The sequence below is a fragment of the Shewanella marinintestina genome (genome assembly GCF_023283845.1).
GTDB classification, from domain to species: Bacteria; Pseudomonadota; Gammaproteobacteria; order Enterobacterales; family Shewanellaceae; genus Shewanella; species Shewanella marinintestina.
This window is the reverse complement of record NZ_JAKILC010000015.1, coordinates 68,133-83,697: the sequence shown is the minus strand read 5'-3', so window position 1 is coordinate 83,697 and position 15,565 is coordinate 68,133. Positions and strand designations below refer to the sequence as shown.

The following is a 15,565-nucleotide window of genomic DNA, read 5'->3' as shown; positions in this document are numbered from 1 at the left end:
TGCCCCCTAGGCGCGCTGTGACTCAATAAAGCTTACTAGGCTGGCAACGCTGTAAAAGTGCTGCTTTGTCGCTTCAGAGTTAGCTTCTATTTTTACATCAAACTGCTTTTTAATCGCCAAGCCCAACTCTAGTGCGTCAATTGAGTCAAGACCTAAGCCTTCGCCAAATAGCGCAGCTTCAGAATCGATATCATCAATACTAACGTCTTCAAGGTCGAGACAGTCGATGATCAGTTGTTTTATTTCGTTATCTAAGCTCATAAGTATCTATCTAATTGTTGTTTATAATAGTTTTCTAAATCACGAGTGAGTTTTCGTGCCATTTTAGCATCACCGCCGGCTTCAGCATCATAGCGCAAGTAGGCTTGTATTTCGCCTACTTCCACATGCATCCCAATTGTTCTTCTCGGCAATTGATACCACTTTTGCTGCTTGCTAAATCCGACAGTATTGGTTTTTAAAAATATGGGCAATAGATCGCTCTGAGTACGCAGAGTAATATTGGCTGCTCCGCGGGCAAAGTCATTAATTTTTTCGCCTATAACGGTGCGGGTACCTTCAGGGAAGATAATTAAATTGGTGCCGCGATCGAGAACATCTTTGCAGTCTTTTAGCAGCAACTCAGCGCCGCGATTAGGGATATAGCCTGCACACGAAACCACACCGCGCAAAAAAGGATTACGCCAAAGCCCTTGTTTTACAATGCAGCCGGCATTCGGCATTAAGCTGATTAATACCACCACGTCGATAAGGGTAGGGTGGTTGGCGGTGACTATCATACCTTTAGCATTGCTGAGACGACTCAAATCACTATGGGTGACATTGATAAGTCCTACCCAGGTCATCATGCGCACAAAGCCTTTAAACATAATATGCACGGCGCGCTGGACCCGCTGTATACGTTGTTGAGGCGTGCCTGGCCAAAACCTCAGAATAGGCAAAATCGTTAATGAACTTAGTAGACCACCTAAACCAAAGGCCATGTAACAAGCGGTACCGCCAATCCAGCGAGGAATATAGGCAAGACCAGTAAGTTTAGGCGCTACAGGCTGAGGGTGTGCTGGCGGATTAATCACAAGTTAGCTCCCAGTGCCAACCTGATAAGGTCCCGCTGATATTGCGCTTATTGGCAATACATGCCAGTAGTTCGCCATAATTTAGCTTGTACTGATTTTGTGAAGTAATTGGGGTTAGGGTCAAACTGGCAATAGACTGTGCTGAATCACTCGCTGGTGCAAGCATAAAAGCAATAGCAATAGGCCATTCTGGCTCAGAACTGAATTGACTATAGATTTGTGGCACGGGTTCGTCGGCATACACCAATAGTAAAGGTTCTGCATCAGCATGTAGCTGACCATAAGCTTCAATAAAGGCTTGGGAAAAGGTGTTTTTACCAGCAGCAATGGAAGTCGAAGAGGCCCGGTTATTACTGAAAATACTGAAGATGCCGCTAGCAGTGTTGTGGACCGATTGGCTAAAGCCCGTCGGAGATAGCGGAGACTCGTCAACAATATCGTTTAATAAGCCAATCGTGCGATTTATCTCGCCGTGTTGAGAGGCAAAAATGCTGCGACACTGCTCAGTAGGGTCACATTGGTGCACCGCTTCAAGCACAATTTTGGTCAGCTTACTTAGTCGGCGTCGCTGCATAGCAGGGACATGGGCCAGTTTAGGCGCAGTGCTCATTTGCTCTGGCGCAGTAGTATTTACAGGCCAATGGCGCCAATTATCGGCTTGTTGGTACTGCGGCGACCATGCGCCCCACGAAAGAATGCTGAACTTCAAATGCATTGCCTCTGATACGAATTTCCCTTCGTATTACCCGACTAGTGGAAAGCTAATACCGACGGTATGACTATTAAGCGTAGTCTCTGGTTAAATAAAAGCTTATTGATGGCATTATTCTACATCAAAAATCCCAGCCGCCATAAGCCCTTTTGGGATACAGGTGTTACTAATAGGGGACAAAATAGTGATGCGTTCTGTTTATGAGAGCTTGGTTGCTCAATATGAGGTTATTAATCGAGCGTAATTGTTATCAGAGGCTTACTGTGTAGAAGGTATTAGATTGAAAAAGAGCCCTTGAAGGGCTCCTTTAAAAGAATAAGCATCGCTTTAGTGATCAGTTAAGCTGTTTTTGTAGCTTACGTAGTGCTGATTTCACCTTGCGAGAGTTCTCTGGACCCATACGGATCATTAGTTTCTGCGCATTTGGTAGGGCTTCAAGTTTTGGATCAACAAACTGATAGTTAACACTAACGCCATCTAACTCTATAGGCTGCTCAATGATTGGCGCATCTAGCATCACTTCAATGGCTTGTTGTAAACGCTCATCAAAAGATGTTTTGCTGTAGCCTAATTCGGTAAATGCTTCGCTCAGTAGCGGAGTCATTTCTTTATAGGTTTTTGCTAGTTCTTCATCGTTAAGGCTAGCTAAAAAGTCAGCGTATAAATCATATCTATGGTAACTATCAGGGTTGATATAAGTCTTGTTGGCAATATCTGACACCGTAAAGCTGTTGCTTGGTGCTTGTAGCGGACTAACTTTACGAGCTAGCTCACCTTGTGCAAGGTTATCAACAAAAACAACAAATTGGCGCACAACGTTATCTTCAATCAATAACGGTTCAATCGCCATACCGTCAGCTACAGCGGTGACTTTCTGATGAACATATTCATCGCTATCTGCGAGTGCAGGCAATGGTTCAACTTCTGGCACTGGGTCGACTTCAGGTAACTGAACCGGCTCAACTTCAACAACTTCAGGCTCAGGCACAGCTTCCGTTTCAAGCGGCTCTGCTGGTAGTGGATCGGGGATCACTACTGGTGCAATTATTTGAGGCTCTTCGGTTTTTTCATTACCGCTGAGGTAGTAGTAGCCGCCCGCTGATAGCGCAACAACGGCAATAATTGCCAAAATTGCTAGCCCATTGGTACCTGAACTCTTTTCCTGTGGGGAAATTCTATCTTCTTGACTGAGTTGCATTTTAACTCCTCTGCTACCGTGCAGTGATACGACTAATGATAAATTATAGCTCTAACCCATTCTGCAAAATTCCAACAGATTGTCTATAGGCTAAGGCTCTATTAAGGATATTTAATTTCAGCAGTAGGCTAAAGCAGTGGTTTACGCTTGTACAAACTGCTCACGATCGCCTAGCCAACGCTCAATAATAGCGTCGGCACATTCAGGCGCTTGCTGCATAACATGGGCTGCAAGTTTTTGTACATGAGGAATAAGTGCTTGATCGCGCATTAAGTCGGCTATCTTCATATCGGCAATACCAGTTTGTTTGGTGCCAAGCACTTCACCTGGTCCGCGGATCTCTAGATCTTGTTGGGCAATCACAAAGCCATCATTGCTTTGTCTTAATACGCCAAGACGCTTGGTTGCCGTTGCTGATAGTGGTGCCTTGTAGAGCAATACACAGTGGCTTGCTACCGCGCCACGGCCAACACGTCCGCGTAACTGATGCAGTTGCGCTAAGCCTAAACGTTCAGGGTTTTCGATAATCATTAAGCTGGCGTTAGGTACATCCACACCGACTTCAATTACAGTAGTGGCAACCAATAGGTTGAGTTCGCCTGCTTTAAAGTCAGCCATGATCTGTTGTTTTTCAGCAGGTTTCATTCGCCCATGAACTAAGCCAATTTTTAGCTCAGGTAGCGCACGCTTTAGCTCTTCTGCAGTATCTTCCGCTGCTTGGCATTCGAGTACTTCAGACTCTTCAATTAAGGTACATACCCAGTAGGTCTGGCGTTTATCGTTAATTGCTGCTTGTCTAACGCGCTCAATCACATCGTTACGACGTTGATCGGCAATAGCGACGGTTGTAACTGGCGTTCTTCCCGGCGGCAGCTCATCGATAATCGAGGTATCTAAATCAGCATAGGCAGTCATCGCCAGCGTTCTTGGGATTGGCGTAGCTGTCATAATCAATTGATGTGGATGAAAGCCTTGGTTGATGCCTTTTTCACGCAGTCCTAAGCGCTGATGTACGCCAAATCTGTGCTGCTCATCGATAATGATTAAAGCCAGCTTATTGAATACCACCTGCTCTTGAAATATAGCATGGGTACCAATCACAATATGTGCATCACCGGACTCAATATCAGCCAGTGATTGCGCTCTGGCTTTACCTTTTAGTTTACCCGCCAGCCAGCCCACTTTTAGCCCGAGTGGTTCAAACCACGCGGCAAAGTTAATAGCGTGCTGCTCGGCTAATAGTTCAGTCGGCGCCATCATGGCTACCTGATAGCCGCTTTCAATGGCTTGCAAGGCTGCAAGTGCGGCGACTAAGGTTTTGCCTGAGCCTACATCACCTTGCACTAGACGCATCATCGGCTCTGCTTTTTCTAGGTCGCGGCCAATATCAGCAACCACTCGTTGCTGCGCACCGGTCGGTTTAAATGGCAGCGATGCGAGAAACGGATTAAGTAATTGACCTGTGGCATTCATGCTCACAGCATGGTCGCGATTACTGCGCTGACGCAGGCGCAGCATGCTTAGATTATGTGCCAGTAGTTCTTCTTGAATTAATCGCTGTTGAGCAGGATGGGTGCCTTGCTCTAAATCAAATAGCGATACTTGATTATTGGGGCGATGCAAAATGTACAAGGCTTGCTTCAAATCCAAATTGTTCGGTTGCAGGTTAGGCGGTAATAGCTCAGGTAAGCCGCCATCACCTAGCATTGCCAATGCTTGCTCGGTGAGCTTTATCCAGCTGGCTTGCTTCAAGCCTTCAGTGGTTGGATAGACTGGCGTCAGTGTATCGCTTAACTGCAGATTTTCGCCCGCAGCAATCAATTTATATTCAGGGTGAATGATTTCAATGCCGTGATTACTGCGACGGATCTCACCATAGGCACGAATAGTCATGCCTATCTCTAAGCCGTTACGCTGAGCAACTGAAAAGTTGAAAAATCTGAGGGTTAAGCTGCCGGTATCATCGCGCACGGTGCAAGTGAGCATGCGCTTGCGACCTTGAATAATTTGGCTTGATTGAATAACGGCTTCGATAGTGCCGTAACTGCCAGGGTAAAGCGAGGCAATAGGGTAGACTTGAGTGCGGTCCTCATAGCGCAGCGGCAAATGAAACAACAGGTCTTGCACTGTTGTTATGCTCAGCTTTGCTAATCTCTCGGCCATCTTTTTAGCGACGCCTTTGAGAGCTGTAATAGGGACAAGATCGAGTCTTTGCAAAAGGTTAGCACTCAAACACTGTAAATTTATACATATATTATCAGAGATATTGGTTTACGCAAATTAGATAGTTTCTTATTATAACCAACCCTTTTGTTTGGCAATTCTTGCCGCGTCAATGCGGTTAGTGGCATGTAACTTACTCATGGCCTCACTAAGATAATTTCTTACGGTGCCTTCGGCAATAAACAGTGTGCTTGCTATATCTGCTGTACTTTTGCCTTCTGCGGCTAACCTTAGGGCACGGCGCTCTTTATCATTCAGTGGATCTTGCTCGCCTATCGCCATAATCGCAAGTTCGGGGTCGATTACCCGCTTGCCTGCCATGACTTGGTTGATGGCGGCAATCAAGGTATCTGATGGGGCATCTTTTAGTAAGAATCCACCAACTCCAGATTCTATTGCACGCTTAATGTAACCTGCACGGCCAAAAGTAGTGATGATGACGATTTTTAATTCAGGCTTATTGGTTTGGCACCAAGTTGCTAGTTCTAGCCCTGTGAGACCTGGCATCTCAATATCTGTGAGTAACAGATCAAATTGGTGTTGTTTTAGTAAGGATAATGCAGCGTCTCCATCGGAAGCTTGTACCACATCAAATTCGCCACTTAAGCCCAGCAGTGCACTTAACGCTCCCCTTACCATGGCTTGATCTTCGGCTAATAGTATTTTCATTATTACTGCAATCCTTGCTGTGGCAGGGTGATGGTAAATTGGCATTGCTGGCTTAAGTCCCAAGTGAGCGTACCTTGAAACTGTTGCAAACGCTCACGAATACCACTTAATCCATTGCCTTGGTTAACACTGTCTGGTTGGCCATTGTCAGTGATTTGAATAATAGTTTGTTGTTGATTCTGGCTAAACCGTAAACTACATTCTTGAGCTTGGCTATGGCGAATAATGTTATTGCACAGCTCGGTTAAACTGAGAATTAAATGGGTTTCAAGTTCAGTGCTTAGGCTTGGTATTTCGCCCTCTAACGTGACGCTTAAGCCTTTATCACGTAAAGTTTGGCATAAGCCGGTTACGCTGGCTGCGAGGCCTTTATGTTTATAACCGGATACGGTTTGACGAATTTGGCTTAGACTATCGCGGGCTATGCTATTGAGTTCGGCAAGTTGTAGTTTGGCTTGTTCAATATCGTCTTTTGCAAGTAGTTTTTCTGCAAGCTCAGCTTTGAGTGAAATAGACGATAAGCTATGACCCATGATGTCATGCAGATCGCGGGCGATCCTCTCTCGCTCTAACATAGTCGCTAATTGGTGGATTTCATCTTGGCTTTTTTGCTGCTTACATTTATTTTCAATACGGTTACGCTCCACGACTCCAAAAAGACTGACACCTGCGAGCAGCGCTGCGCCATAAATAGCCCAATAGTAATGATCGAAGTGAAGACTTATATTGAGCAAAAATAGGGTCGCAATAAGCGCTATGATACAGAGTACTGCTTTACGTAACGGGTAAAAGAAACCAATAAAAAATCCGGCAAAAGTAAACAGGGATAACGAGCCGGTGTTTATTGGCGTTACAGCAATAGCAATGGCTATTATCGCTAATATCGGCAGATGTGCTCTGCTACTAGTACTACGGTAAGCCCAGTAGTAGCAATAAACAAAAGGGATTAATGCGGCTAAGCTAAGCAGAATTTTCCACAGTGGCATATCGATAATGAAATAGGGAATAAAGTAGAAAACTAAATTGATTAAATAGACCCATGCATACTTGTCTTCTGTTTTGCTTGCACGGTTTGGTATGTCTTGCGCCATAATTAATTCCTTTTAGCTGGAGAGCGCTGTGTTCGCGGCGCTCTCCATTTACGATTTGTCATCTTTTGACTCAAATATACGGTTATCTTTTAGCGTTTTGTTGAGTGTTTTGCTGTAAAAGAAACTGTGCCCAAGCGTAGTCAGATTCAACCGTTAATGCCGCATTCCAATCAGCGATAGCGCCCTCTAAATCACCTAGATTTTGCTTTGCTAGGCCGCGCCAAGTATAAGCCTCTGCATGTCCCCAACAGATGTTATCGCAAGGATTGGCATAAAGTTCAATAGCTTGGCTGGCTAACTCTGCTGCGCGCTGCATGCTACCGCCGTACATTGTGGGGGTATTAAAAGCGGTAATCGCCTGTACTAGCACAACTCTTGGGTTGCCAGCATCAAGCTGCTTGGCTTGTTCCATCGCTTGCCCAGCTTTAGGGCCATAAGTGGCTGCTTTGGTGTTATCAAACGCGATAAGCATGCCGTAGACAGATGATAGCAGTGCAAGATTGTCTGCATTACTACTGGCACTGGTTAGGCTTTCGAGAGTCTCTTTGGCGTCTTCTAGTGCGCTAACGGCAAGTTTTGGTTGGCCTAAGATGTTGGCACTGATTGCTAGACGATAATTAGCATAAGCTTGGCTATAGTCATTGCCCTGTTGGGCGTAATCTGTCAGAGCTTTTACGTCCATATGGTTAGCTGCGGCATCAATATTTTCAATGCTTTCTGCATTAGCAATTTGGCTACCTAAAGCAGATGAGATACCAAGTGATGTAACGAATAATAGTGTTTTCATATCAATCTCCATTTGAGTGTCATACCCGCTTTTGTTGCGGCTGGTATGTTTGGGTACGGTTCTAGTATTGAAGATTGCGAAGGATAAATGCAGACACAAACGTCACCAGTTAAGGGTGACATTTGTCACTTTTTATAAAGAGGCAGTTTGTGCTGATGGGAATTAGGGACAAAAAAATGGCCTAAGGTGCAGTGCACTTTAGGCCATTTCTATTTAACTTGAAGCCGAAGGCTTATCGCTTAAACTTGAGCCACTAGGTAGCCAATGTAGCCTAGATAGCTTAATACCAGTATTGCAGCTTCACGACGACCAATACGCAGACCTGTGTAAGCAAACGGTAGTAAGATAACCGCAAAGGCAATCATCGCACTCCAGTCGAGGTTGCTAATTTCACTGCCAACAATTGGGTGAATAAGTGCAGTCACACCTAAAATACCCAAAATATTGAATAGGTTTGAGCCAACAACGTTACCAATTGCGATGTCGCTTTGACCTTTAAGTGCTGCCACAATAGAAGTCACAAGCTCAGGCATACTGGTGCCGATAGCAACAATTGTTAAACCGATAATCACTTCGCTAATGCCAAATGACTGCGCCATAGCAACAGCGCCATCAACGAATAAAATGCCGCCACCCACTAACATGCTGATACCGATAACGATAAATAGCACTGATAGCATTGGGTTTTGCTTAGTGTCTTCCACATCATCGTCAGTTTGCTTTTCAGCAGTGAAATAGCTGAAAGTTAAGTAAGCCACTAGTAATGCGAATAAAATTGCGCCGTCCCAGAAGCTTAAACCACCATCAAGTAGTAAGCTCCAGAATAGTAGTGACGCAGCAATCATGATTGGAATGTCACGACGTACCATTTGCGATTCAATTTTGATCGGACGGATAAGCGCGGTAATACCTAAAATTAGGCCGATATTGGCAATGTTAGAGCCAATGACGTTACCTAAAGCGATGCCACTATTACCGGCAATCGCAGATTTTACGCTTACAGCAAGTTCTGGCGCACTGGTACCAAAGGCAACAATGGTTAAACCAATAATAAGTGGTGTAAGCCCTAATCTTAGGGCTATTTGGCTTGCTCCTCTTACTAAGGCTTCAGCACCAACAGTAAGAATTAAAAAGCCGCCGAGTATCGACAAAAAAATAAACATGGTTGACTCTATAATTTGGGTTTCTTTGAAAGGATGGCAAGAATAGTTTCTTTCAAAAATTGCGCAATAAAAAACTGCTTGTTACTCATTAAATTTAGTTAATTGCTGATTATTTGTCACAAAAACAAAACGGCACACTTTGAAGTGTGCCGTTATAACGGTTTGGAAGCGCTAACTAATGCTTAAATTTCGTCTTCCCAGCAAACTTTGCCGCCGCGAGTACCATCAACCTTTTCGCTAAACTTCTTCTCAAGCACATGACGTTTAATCTTCAGTGTTGGGGTTAATACGTCGTTTTCAACGTCCCAAGGCTCACTGACAATGACAATAGCATCGACAGTTTCATGTGACTCAAGATGTGGATTCACCGCATCGACAGTCCCTTTTAAAGAAGCTCGCACTTCTTCTCTAGGTTGCAGCGCAGCACCTTCTGACAGTTGTACTAATGCGATAGGATGCGGCAGACCTGAGCCAATCACACAGATCATCTCTACATGGGGATCTTGTGCAAGCTTACGCTCGATTGGCACTGGAGCAACATATTTACCCTTAGCCGTTTTAAAGTTGTCTTTAACGCGGCCAGTAATGCTTACATTACCCTCATCATCAATAGAACAAAGATCGCCTGTATGGAAGAAGCCTTCTGCATCAAAGCACTTCGCGCTTTCTTCTTCCTGTTTGTAATAGCCTTGCATTAAGCCAGGGCTCTTAACCAGTAATTCACCTACGTCAGACTGCTTAGCCTCACAACCTTCAACGGCGCGACCAACTGAGCCAATTTTACGAGGATCAAACGGATGGTTAATAATCGAGTAAGCGCAGTTTTCTGTCATGCCCCAGGCTTCTGAGATGTTTAAACCAATCTTGTGATACCACTCAACCAATGATGGCGGGATTGGTGCAGAGCCAGAACCCAGTAGATGACAATGCTCTAAACCTAGCCCTTGATGGATTTTACGCTTAACGATACCACTAACAATGGGTACTTTAAGCAGCAAGTTAAGCTTGCTGTAGCCAATTTTGTCGATAATATTTTTCTGGAATAGGCTCCACAGGCGCGGTACAGAGAAGAATACTGTTGGTCTGGCGCGCTGCACGTCAGCAACAAAGCTATCTAAGCTTTCAACAAAAGCAACGCTACTGCCTGAATAGAATGATGAGCCTTGAATCGCCACACGTTCGGTAATATGTGCTAGTGGCAAGTAAGACAGTAATCTGTCTTCAACATCCGTTTTTAGATCGCGGACTACCGCAGTACAGGTCCAGGCGTAGCTGGCAAAATTCTGAATTGCACCTTTTGGCTTACCAGTCGATCCAGAGGTGTAGATAATGGTCATGATCTGCTCTGGTGTTGGCAGCGGAGCATCAATGAGAGGTTGACCCATATTGAGCATTTTATCCCAGTGATACTGTGACGGCATGGTGTCGTATGGCATGGCAAGGCGCAAAATATCGCCGCCGACACCGGCTTCTTGGTCGGCCCAGTAATCGAGTTTACCGATAAAAATGGCTTTGGCTTCACTGTGCTCTAGGGTGTAGCGAATAGTATCAGCGTTAGCCGTTGGGTAGATAGGGACGCTAATATAGCCGCCATGCATTAGCGCTAAGTCGGTAATAAACCATTCGGCACAGTTTTTAGAAAGAACAGCAACTTTGTCGCCAGGGTTGAGGCCAAGGTGTCTTAATGCGCCAGCAATCTGCTGCATTTTTGTTTGCACATCGCGCCAAGTAAAAGTCTTATACTGACCATCAATTGGCTGCTTTAGATAAACTTGATCGCCTTGTTTTTCAACCCAATGTTCAAGCATCTCAATTGGGGTTTTCATAGAAGATTCCATCGCATTTCCATATTGATTATTGTTGATTCCAATTCAGCTTATTGCTTTATATTTGTTTTAATCGTTCGTTTAATAAGCTGATGTTGCAATATTGAGTATGGCGAAAAATGTGATCTAAGACAAACTTTTTCAAACGGGTGTTACAATTTTGTTGGATTCGACTTACGCAGGCCGAAAAATTAGCTTGAGGGGTCTGTAGAGGTATCAATATAAAAATACCAGCAGAAGCTGGTATTGATGTACCTTTGCGATTATTCAAAGATTGGCACTTAGAAGAAAGCTAAAAAGCTACTCTGAAGGGGCGCGCATTTTCTGCCACCAGTCTTCATCGGCAACAATTTGTCCGCTTTCATCAACGGCTGGGTAAGGTAGCTTTTTACGGCGACAAGCTTTGGCATAAATCGGGTGGCCTTGCTCGAATAGCTTTATTTGGCAATAAGCTTCATCGAGCTTGCGGGTGCCATACATGCCTGCTTCAGTGCGTTGACGCTGAGCTTCATACATGATCAGTGCGGACGCTACTGATACGTTTAGCGACTGCACCATGCCTATCATAGGGATAATGATGTGCTGGTCTGCAGCGGCTATTCCTTCTGGGCTTACGCCATCGCGCTCGTTACCCATAATTATCACAGTGGGCTTGGTGTAATCAATCTCTCTGAAATCGACGGCCGTATCTGAAAACGTGGTCGCTAAAATTTGCATGTCTTTAGCGCGAAACTCTTCAACTGCTTGCGCCATACTCTGATGCACGCGAGTCTTAACCCATTGTTGGCTACCTGAGGCCGTGTTGCCCGATACGCGCATTTCTAGATCAGACCAAACAGCATGCACTTCATGAATTCCTGCAGCATCGGCAGTACGCAGTACGGCGGCAATGTTATTGCCTTTATGCACGGTATCTAAGCAGACGGTGAGATCGGGTTGGCGATTATCTAACATCTCATTGATGCGGGCGAAACGTTCAGGACTCATGATAGGCTTCTATTCTGTACTGTTAATTGGGATCTGTATTTTGCCGCAAAGCCTTAGCCTGCGAACGCTAAAAAATAAAATGGGCGCCGTAGCGCCCAATCGATAAAGTGATGGGAGATTAAATCTCCATCACTCCGTCCATCTCAACTAGTGAGTCTTTTGGCAGTTGCTTAACGCCAATGGCAGCACGAGCTGGATAAGGCTGCTCAAAGTAGCGACCCATAATTTCATTTACCGTAGCGAAGTTGCTTAGATCAGTCATAAAGATATTTAGCTTTACGATATCGCCTAATGAGCCGCCAGCAGCTTCACAAACCGCTGTAAGGTTGTCAAATACCTGCACTACTTGTGCTTCAAACTCATCGCTAACAATCTGCATTGTTTCTGGAACGAGTGGGATCTGGCCTGATAAATAAACCGTGCTACCTACTTTTACTGCTTGAGAGTATGTGCCAATTGCTTGTGGCGCTTTAGCGGTCGCGATGATAATTTTCTCTGCCATGATCTGTCCTTGTTTTTACTGAGTGCAATATTGAGTTTGTTAACGATTCCTAGATGTACGTAATACTTCAGGTAATACCCTAATACGACGCATTACGTTAGCTAAATGAATACGGTCACGCACAGAAATACGCAGATTAATGAGGAATACTCGTCCATCGCGTTCTTCTGTGGTTAAGTTATGAATATTCGAACCTTCAGCCGCGACAATTGAAGTAATCTTCGCTAACGCACCTTGGTGGTTAACGATTTCAACTCGCAAGTTAGCTTGGTATTCAACACCGTCAGCGCTATCCCATTGAACAGGAATATACTTGTCTGGCTCACCCTGATAACCACGAATATTTGCGCAGCTTTCCATGTGAACCACAAGGCCTTTACCTGGGCTAACGTGGGCAATTACTGCGTCACCAGGAATTGGGCGACAGCAATTAGCAAAGGTGACCAACATGCCGTCGGCACCACGAATAGGCATGGTGTGATCTTCTTTATGCTCTTCGGCATCAACTTGATCGCCACGCAGACGCTGAGCAATAACAATACTCATCGCGTTGCCTAAGCCAATATCAGCAAGCAGTGCATCCAAGGTGTCGTGCTTGGTATCTTTAACGACTTTTTCAATCTGTTCAGGTGACATGCTATCGAGCTTAGTCTCACCTAGAGCGTGATTAAGTAGGCGCTTACCTAATAAAATGGCATCGTCTTCTTTCAAGCTCTTAAGCAACTGGCGGATTTTAGCGCGCGCTTTACCAGTAACCACAAAGTTAAGCCATGCTGCATTCGGGCGTGCGCCGTTAGCGGTAATAATCTCAACGGTTTGACCGGAGATAAGTGGCTGACTTAATGGATATGCTTGACGGTTAACTTTAGCGCCGACGCAGGTGTTACCCACGTCAGTGTGGACTTCGTAAGCAAAGTCGACAGGTGTTGCGCCCACTGGTAGCTCTAAAATACGGCCTTCAGGGGTAAACACATAGATCTCTTCAGGGAAGAGTTCAGTCTTAAAGTTTTCAACAAATTCAAAAGAGGTGCTGGCGCTTTGCTGCAGTTCCAGCAAGCTTTGCATCCACTTACGGGCACGAACTTGGGTTGTCGTGCCTTGCTCTGCTGAGCTGCCTTTCTTGTACAGCCAGTGAGCCGCGACCCCTTTATCAGCCATTTGGTCCATATCTTCAGTACGAATTTGGATCTCCACAGGTACACCGTGAGGGCCAAAAAGTGAAGTATGCAGTGACTGATAGCCGTTAGCTTTAGGGATAGCAATATAATCTTTAAAGCGACCTGGATGCGGCTTATAAAGGCCATGCATGGCACCCATAACGCGGTAACAGGTATCGATAGAGTCAACGATGACTCGGAAGGCATAGATATCCATGACTTCTTGGAATTGCAACTCTTTATTACACATCTTGTTATAGATGGAATAAAGGTTCTTCTCACGTCCTTTAACCGTGCCTTCTAGGCCAGTATCTTCAAGGCGTGTGGTAATAGCGGCTTCGATACTTTGGATAATTTCTTTACGATTGCCACGAGCGGATTTAACCACCTCTTTAAGTACGCGATGTCGCATCGGATAGTAGGCTTGGAAGCCTAGTTCTTCTAACTCGCTCTTAATATTGTGAATACCAAGACGGTTGGCGATTGGTGCGTAAATTTCGAGGGTTTCACGGGCAATACGGCGACGCTTATCAGGGCGCAGAGCACCTAAAGTGCGCATATTGTGGGTTCTATCGGCAAGCTTGATTAGGATGACACGAATATCTTGGGTCATCGCCATCATCATTTTGCGGAAGTTTTCAGCTTGGGCTTCTTTCTTGTCGCGGAATTTTAGCTTATCTAGCTTAGAAACGCCTTCAACCAATTCAGCAATTGACTCGCTGAATAGTTCAGCTAGTTCTTCTTTGGTTACAGGGGTGTCTTCGATAGTGTCGTGCAAGAGAGCGGCCATAAGCGTCTCATGATCGAGACGCATATCGGCCAGGATGCGGGCGACCGCAACCGGATGGGTAATATAAGGTTCGCCACTCGTGCGCATCTGACCTTCATGGGCATCGCGCGCCACCTGATAGGCCTGCTTGAGTAATTCTACCTGCTCAGGTTCTAAATAACCTGAAGCAGACTCCTTGAGACCTTCAAACAGATACAAGTGACTCTACTCCTTATATAGCGTTGCGGCCTTCAGCGATGGCAGCAACAGCAGCAATTTCAGCTGCTTCACGTTCACGAACTGTTTGGCGCTCATCAGCATCCAAAGTATCAGCTGTGACTAAACCTAGCTCGATTTCGCGCAGGGCGATAACCGTTGGCTTGTCGTTCTCTTCTTCAACCATAGGGTCTTTACCCTGAACAGCGATTTGGCGAGCACGACGCGCTGCAACCAGAATCATATCAAAACGGTTGCCGATTTGGTTTACGGCATCTTCTACAGTTACGCGAGCCATGTTTGGAAACTCCAGTGTTTTATCGATTGAAAAAATGACGCAAAATTGTACATGAAGACAGTTAGCCTGCCAACAGATCTTTAATCATACCATTCTGCGTATGAATTTGGCTAGCAGAGGTTAATCTTTGACTGCGAATGATCGCTAAAAGATCAGCCAATGCTTTATCGAAATCATCATTCACTATTACGAAGTCATATTCATTGTAGTGTGACATTTCTGAAACTGCTTGAGCCATGCGGCCTGCAATCACTTCTTCGCTGTCTTGTCCGCGGCCTGTTAGGCGGCGTTCTAGTTCAGCTTTTGATGGCGGTAAGATAAAAACACCAATAGATTCAGGCATTAGTTCTTTAACTTGCTGCGCGCCTTGCCAGTCGATATCTAAAAATACATCGATACCTTTCTCTAGCGTTTGCTCAATCGTGACACGAGAAGTGCCATAATAGTTACCGAATACTTCAGCCCATTCAAAAAATGCGTTATCAGCGATTAAGCTTTTGAACTCATCTTGAGAAACGAAATGATAATGTTGACCATTCTCTTCACCTGGACGCGGTTGTCTGGTGGTGTGCGAAACTGAAACTTGCATATCTACAGGTTGATCCCTTAATAGGGCTGAAATAAGCGATGATTTACCTGCGCCACTTGGCGCCGAGACGATAAATAGGTTTCCGCGAGCGGTCATTAGCTGCTATATCCGATGTGTGCACTCAATTGGAGCGATAGCCCAAATTGTGCGGGTAAAAGATTAAGCGAGCCATTATACAGCCTAGGGTGATATTTGTGCTAGTCACAGATGCATTAATTAGTAGGCTAATTGCGTTGTTGTATTCGTTAAAGCAAGCGTTACCGCTAATATCAACTGCGATAAATAGCCCGAAAACACTGACA

At 45.1% G+C, this 15,565-nt stretch carries 15 protein-coding genes; all 15 read right to left on the bottom strand.

Annotated elements, in window-relative coordinates:
- Nucleotides 1–6 precede the first annotated feature (6 nt).
- A complete protein-coding gene (locus L2747_RS15665) occupies nt 7–261 on the bottom strand; it encodes a phosphopantetheine-binding protein (protein ID WP_248999947.1) in 255 nt (84 codons plus the stop codon).
- Nucleotides 258–1,076 carry a lysophospholipid acyltransferase family protein gene (locus L2747_RS15660; protein WP_248999946.1) on the bottom strand — a complete coding sequence of 273 codons (819 nt, stop codon included), beginning with the start codon at nt 1,074–1,076 and terminating at the stop codon, nt 258–260. The genes L2747_RS15665 and L2747_RS15660 overlap by 4 nt, the downstream gene beginning before the upstream one ends.
- Nucleotides 1,069–1,791 (bottom strand): beta-ketoacyl synthase chain length factor, encoded by a 723-nt coding sequence (locus tag L2747_RS15655; RefSeq protein WP_248999945.1) that lies wholly within the window; start codon nt 1,789–1,791, stop codon nt 1,069–1,071. The genes L2747_RS15660 and L2747_RS15655 overlap by 8 nt, the downstream gene beginning before the upstream one ends.
- Before the next feature lie 331 nt (nt 1,792–2,122).
- A complete protein-coding gene (locus L2747_RS15650) occupies nt 2,123–2,986 on the bottom strand; it encodes a DUF3014 domain-containing protein (RefSeq protein ID WP_248999944.1) in 864 nt (287 codons plus the stop codon).
- Between the two features lie 141 nt (nt 2,987–3,127).
- Complete coding sequence (recG, locus tag L2747_RS15645) at nt 3,128–5,203, bottom strand: ATP-dependent DNA helicase RecG (protein ID WP_248999943.1); 2,076 nt, start codon at nt 5,201–5,203, stop codon at nt 3,128–3,130.
- 78 nt (nt 5,204–5,281) lie between these two features.
- A complete protein-coding gene (locus L2747_RS15640; RefSeq protein WP_248999942.1) occupies nt 5,282–5,878 on the bottom strand; it encodes a response regulator transcription factor in 597 nt (198 codons plus the stop codon).
- 2 nt (nt 5,879–5,880) lie between these two features.
- The gene (locus tag L2747_RS15635) at nt 5,881–6,969 is read right to left on the bottom strand and encodes a sensor histidine kinase (protein ID WP_248999941.1); all 1,089 of its coding nucleotides are present in this window, start codon (nt 6,967–6,969) and stop codon (nt 5,881–5,883) included.
- A gap of 82 nt (nt 6,970–7,051) precedes the next feature.
- The gene (locus tag L2747_RS15630; RefSeq protein ID WP_248999940.1) at nt 7,052–7,756 is read right to left on the bottom strand and encodes a tetratricopeptide repeat protein; all 705 of its coding nucleotides are present in this window, start codon (nt 7,754–7,756) and stop codon (nt 7,052–7,054) included.
- A 239-nt stretch (nt 7,757–7,995) separates the two neighbouring features.
- On the bottom strand, nt 7,996–8,919 hold the full coding sequence (locus tag L2747_RS15625; RefSeq protein ID WP_248999939.1) for a calcium/sodium antiporter: 924 nt from the start codon (nt 8,917–8,919) through the stop codon (nt 7,996–7,998).
- Nucleotides 8,920–9,101: 182 nt separating this feature from the next.
- Entirely contained in the window at nt 9,102–10,757 is a 1,656-nt protein-coding gene (locus tag L2747_RS15620; protein WP_248999938.1) for an AMP-binding protein, read from the bottom strand.
- A 288-nt stretch (nt 10,758–11,045) separates the two neighbouring features.
- Entirely contained in the window at nt 11,046–11,732 is a 687-nt protein-coding gene (gene trmH / locus L2747_RS15615) for a tRNA (guanosine(18)-2'-O)-methyltransferase TrmH (protein WP_248999937.1), read from the bottom strand.
- A 118-nt stretch (nt 11,733–11,850) separates the two neighbouring features.
- On the bottom strand, nt 11,851–12,234 hold the full coding sequence (locus L2747_RS15610) for a RidA family protein (protein WP_248999936.1): 384 nt from the start codon (nt 12,232–12,234) through the stop codon (nt 11,851–11,853).
- Nucleotides 12,235–12,273: 39 nt separating this feature from the next.
- The gene (spoT, locus tag L2747_RS15605) at nt 12,274–14,379 is read right to left on the bottom strand and encodes a bifunctional GTP diphosphokinase/guanosine-3',5'-bis pyrophosphate 3'-pyrophosphohydrolase (RefSeq protein WP_248999935.1); all 2,106 of its coding nucleotides are present in this window, start codon (nt 14,377–14,379) and stop codon (nt 12,274–12,276) included.
- Nucleotides 14,380–14,392: 13 nt separating this feature from the next.
- Nucleotides 14,393–14,674 (bottom strand): DNA-directed RNA polymerase subunit omega, encoded by a 282-nt coding sequence (gene rpoZ, locus L2747_RS15600; RefSeq protein ID WP_012275521.1) that lies wholly within the window; start codon nt 14,672–14,674, stop codon nt 14,393–14,395.
- Nucleotides 14,675–14,735: 61 nt separating this feature from the next.
- Nucleotides 14,736–15,359: a guanylate kinase gene (gene gmk, locus L2747_RS15595; RefSeq protein WP_248999934.1), complete on the bottom strand. Its 624-nt coding sequence runs from the start codon at nt 15,357–15,359 to the stop codon at nt 14,736–14,738.
- Nucleotides 15,360–15,565: the final 206 nt, after the last annotated feature.

Excerpts from the sequence above, each read along its gene's own strand:
- L2747_RS15665 (WP_248999947.1), bottom strand. The coding sequence starts at position 261 with ATGAGCTTAGATAACGAAATAAAACAACTGATCATCGACTGTCTCGAC.
- L2747_RS15655 (WP_248999945.1), bottom strand. The coding sequence starts at position 1,791 with ATGCATTTGAAGTTCAGCATTCTTTCGTGGGGCGCATGGTCGCCGCAG.
- L2747_RS15650 (WP_248999944.1), bottom strand. The coding sequence starts at position 2,986 with ATGCAACTCAGTCAAGAAGATAGAATTTCCCCACAGGAAAAGAGTTCA.
- L2747_RS15640 (WP_248999942.1), bottom strand. The coding sequence starts at position 5,878 with ATGAAAATACTATTAGCCGAAGATCAAGCCATGGTAAGGGGAGCGTTA.
- L2747_RS15635 (WP_248999941.1), bottom strand. The coding sequence starts at position 6,969 with ATGGCGCAAGACATACCAAACCGTGCAAGCAAAACAGAAGACAAGTAT.
- L2747_RS15630 (WP_248999940.1), bottom strand. The coding sequence starts at position 7,756 with ATGAAAACACTATTATTCGTTACATCACTTGGTATCTCATCTGCTTTA.
- L2747_RS15625 (WP_248999939.1), bottom strand. The coding sequence starts at position 8,919 with ATGTTTATTTTTTTGTCGATACTCGGCGGCTTTTTAATTCTTACTGTT.
- L2747_RS15620 (WP_248999938.1), bottom strand. The coding sequence starts at position 10,757 with ATGGAATCTTCTATGAAAACCCCAATTGAGATGCTTGAACATTGGGTT.
- trmH (WP_248999937.1), bottom strand. The coding sequence starts at position 11,732 with ATGAGTCCTGAACGTTTCGCCCGCATCAATGAGATGTTAGATAATCGC.
- L2747_RS15610 (WP_248999936.1), bottom strand. The coding sequence starts at position 12,234 with ATGGCAGAGAAAATTATCATCGCGACCGCTAAAGCGCCACAAGCAATT.
- rpoZ (WP_012275521.1), bottom strand. The coding sequence starts at position 14,674 with ATGGCTCGCGTAACTGTAGAAGATGCCGTAAACCAAATCGGCAACCGT.
- gmk (WP_248999934.1), bottom strand. The coding sequence starts at position 15,359 with ATGACCGCTCGCGGAAACCTATTTATCGTCTCGGCGCCAAGTGGCGCA.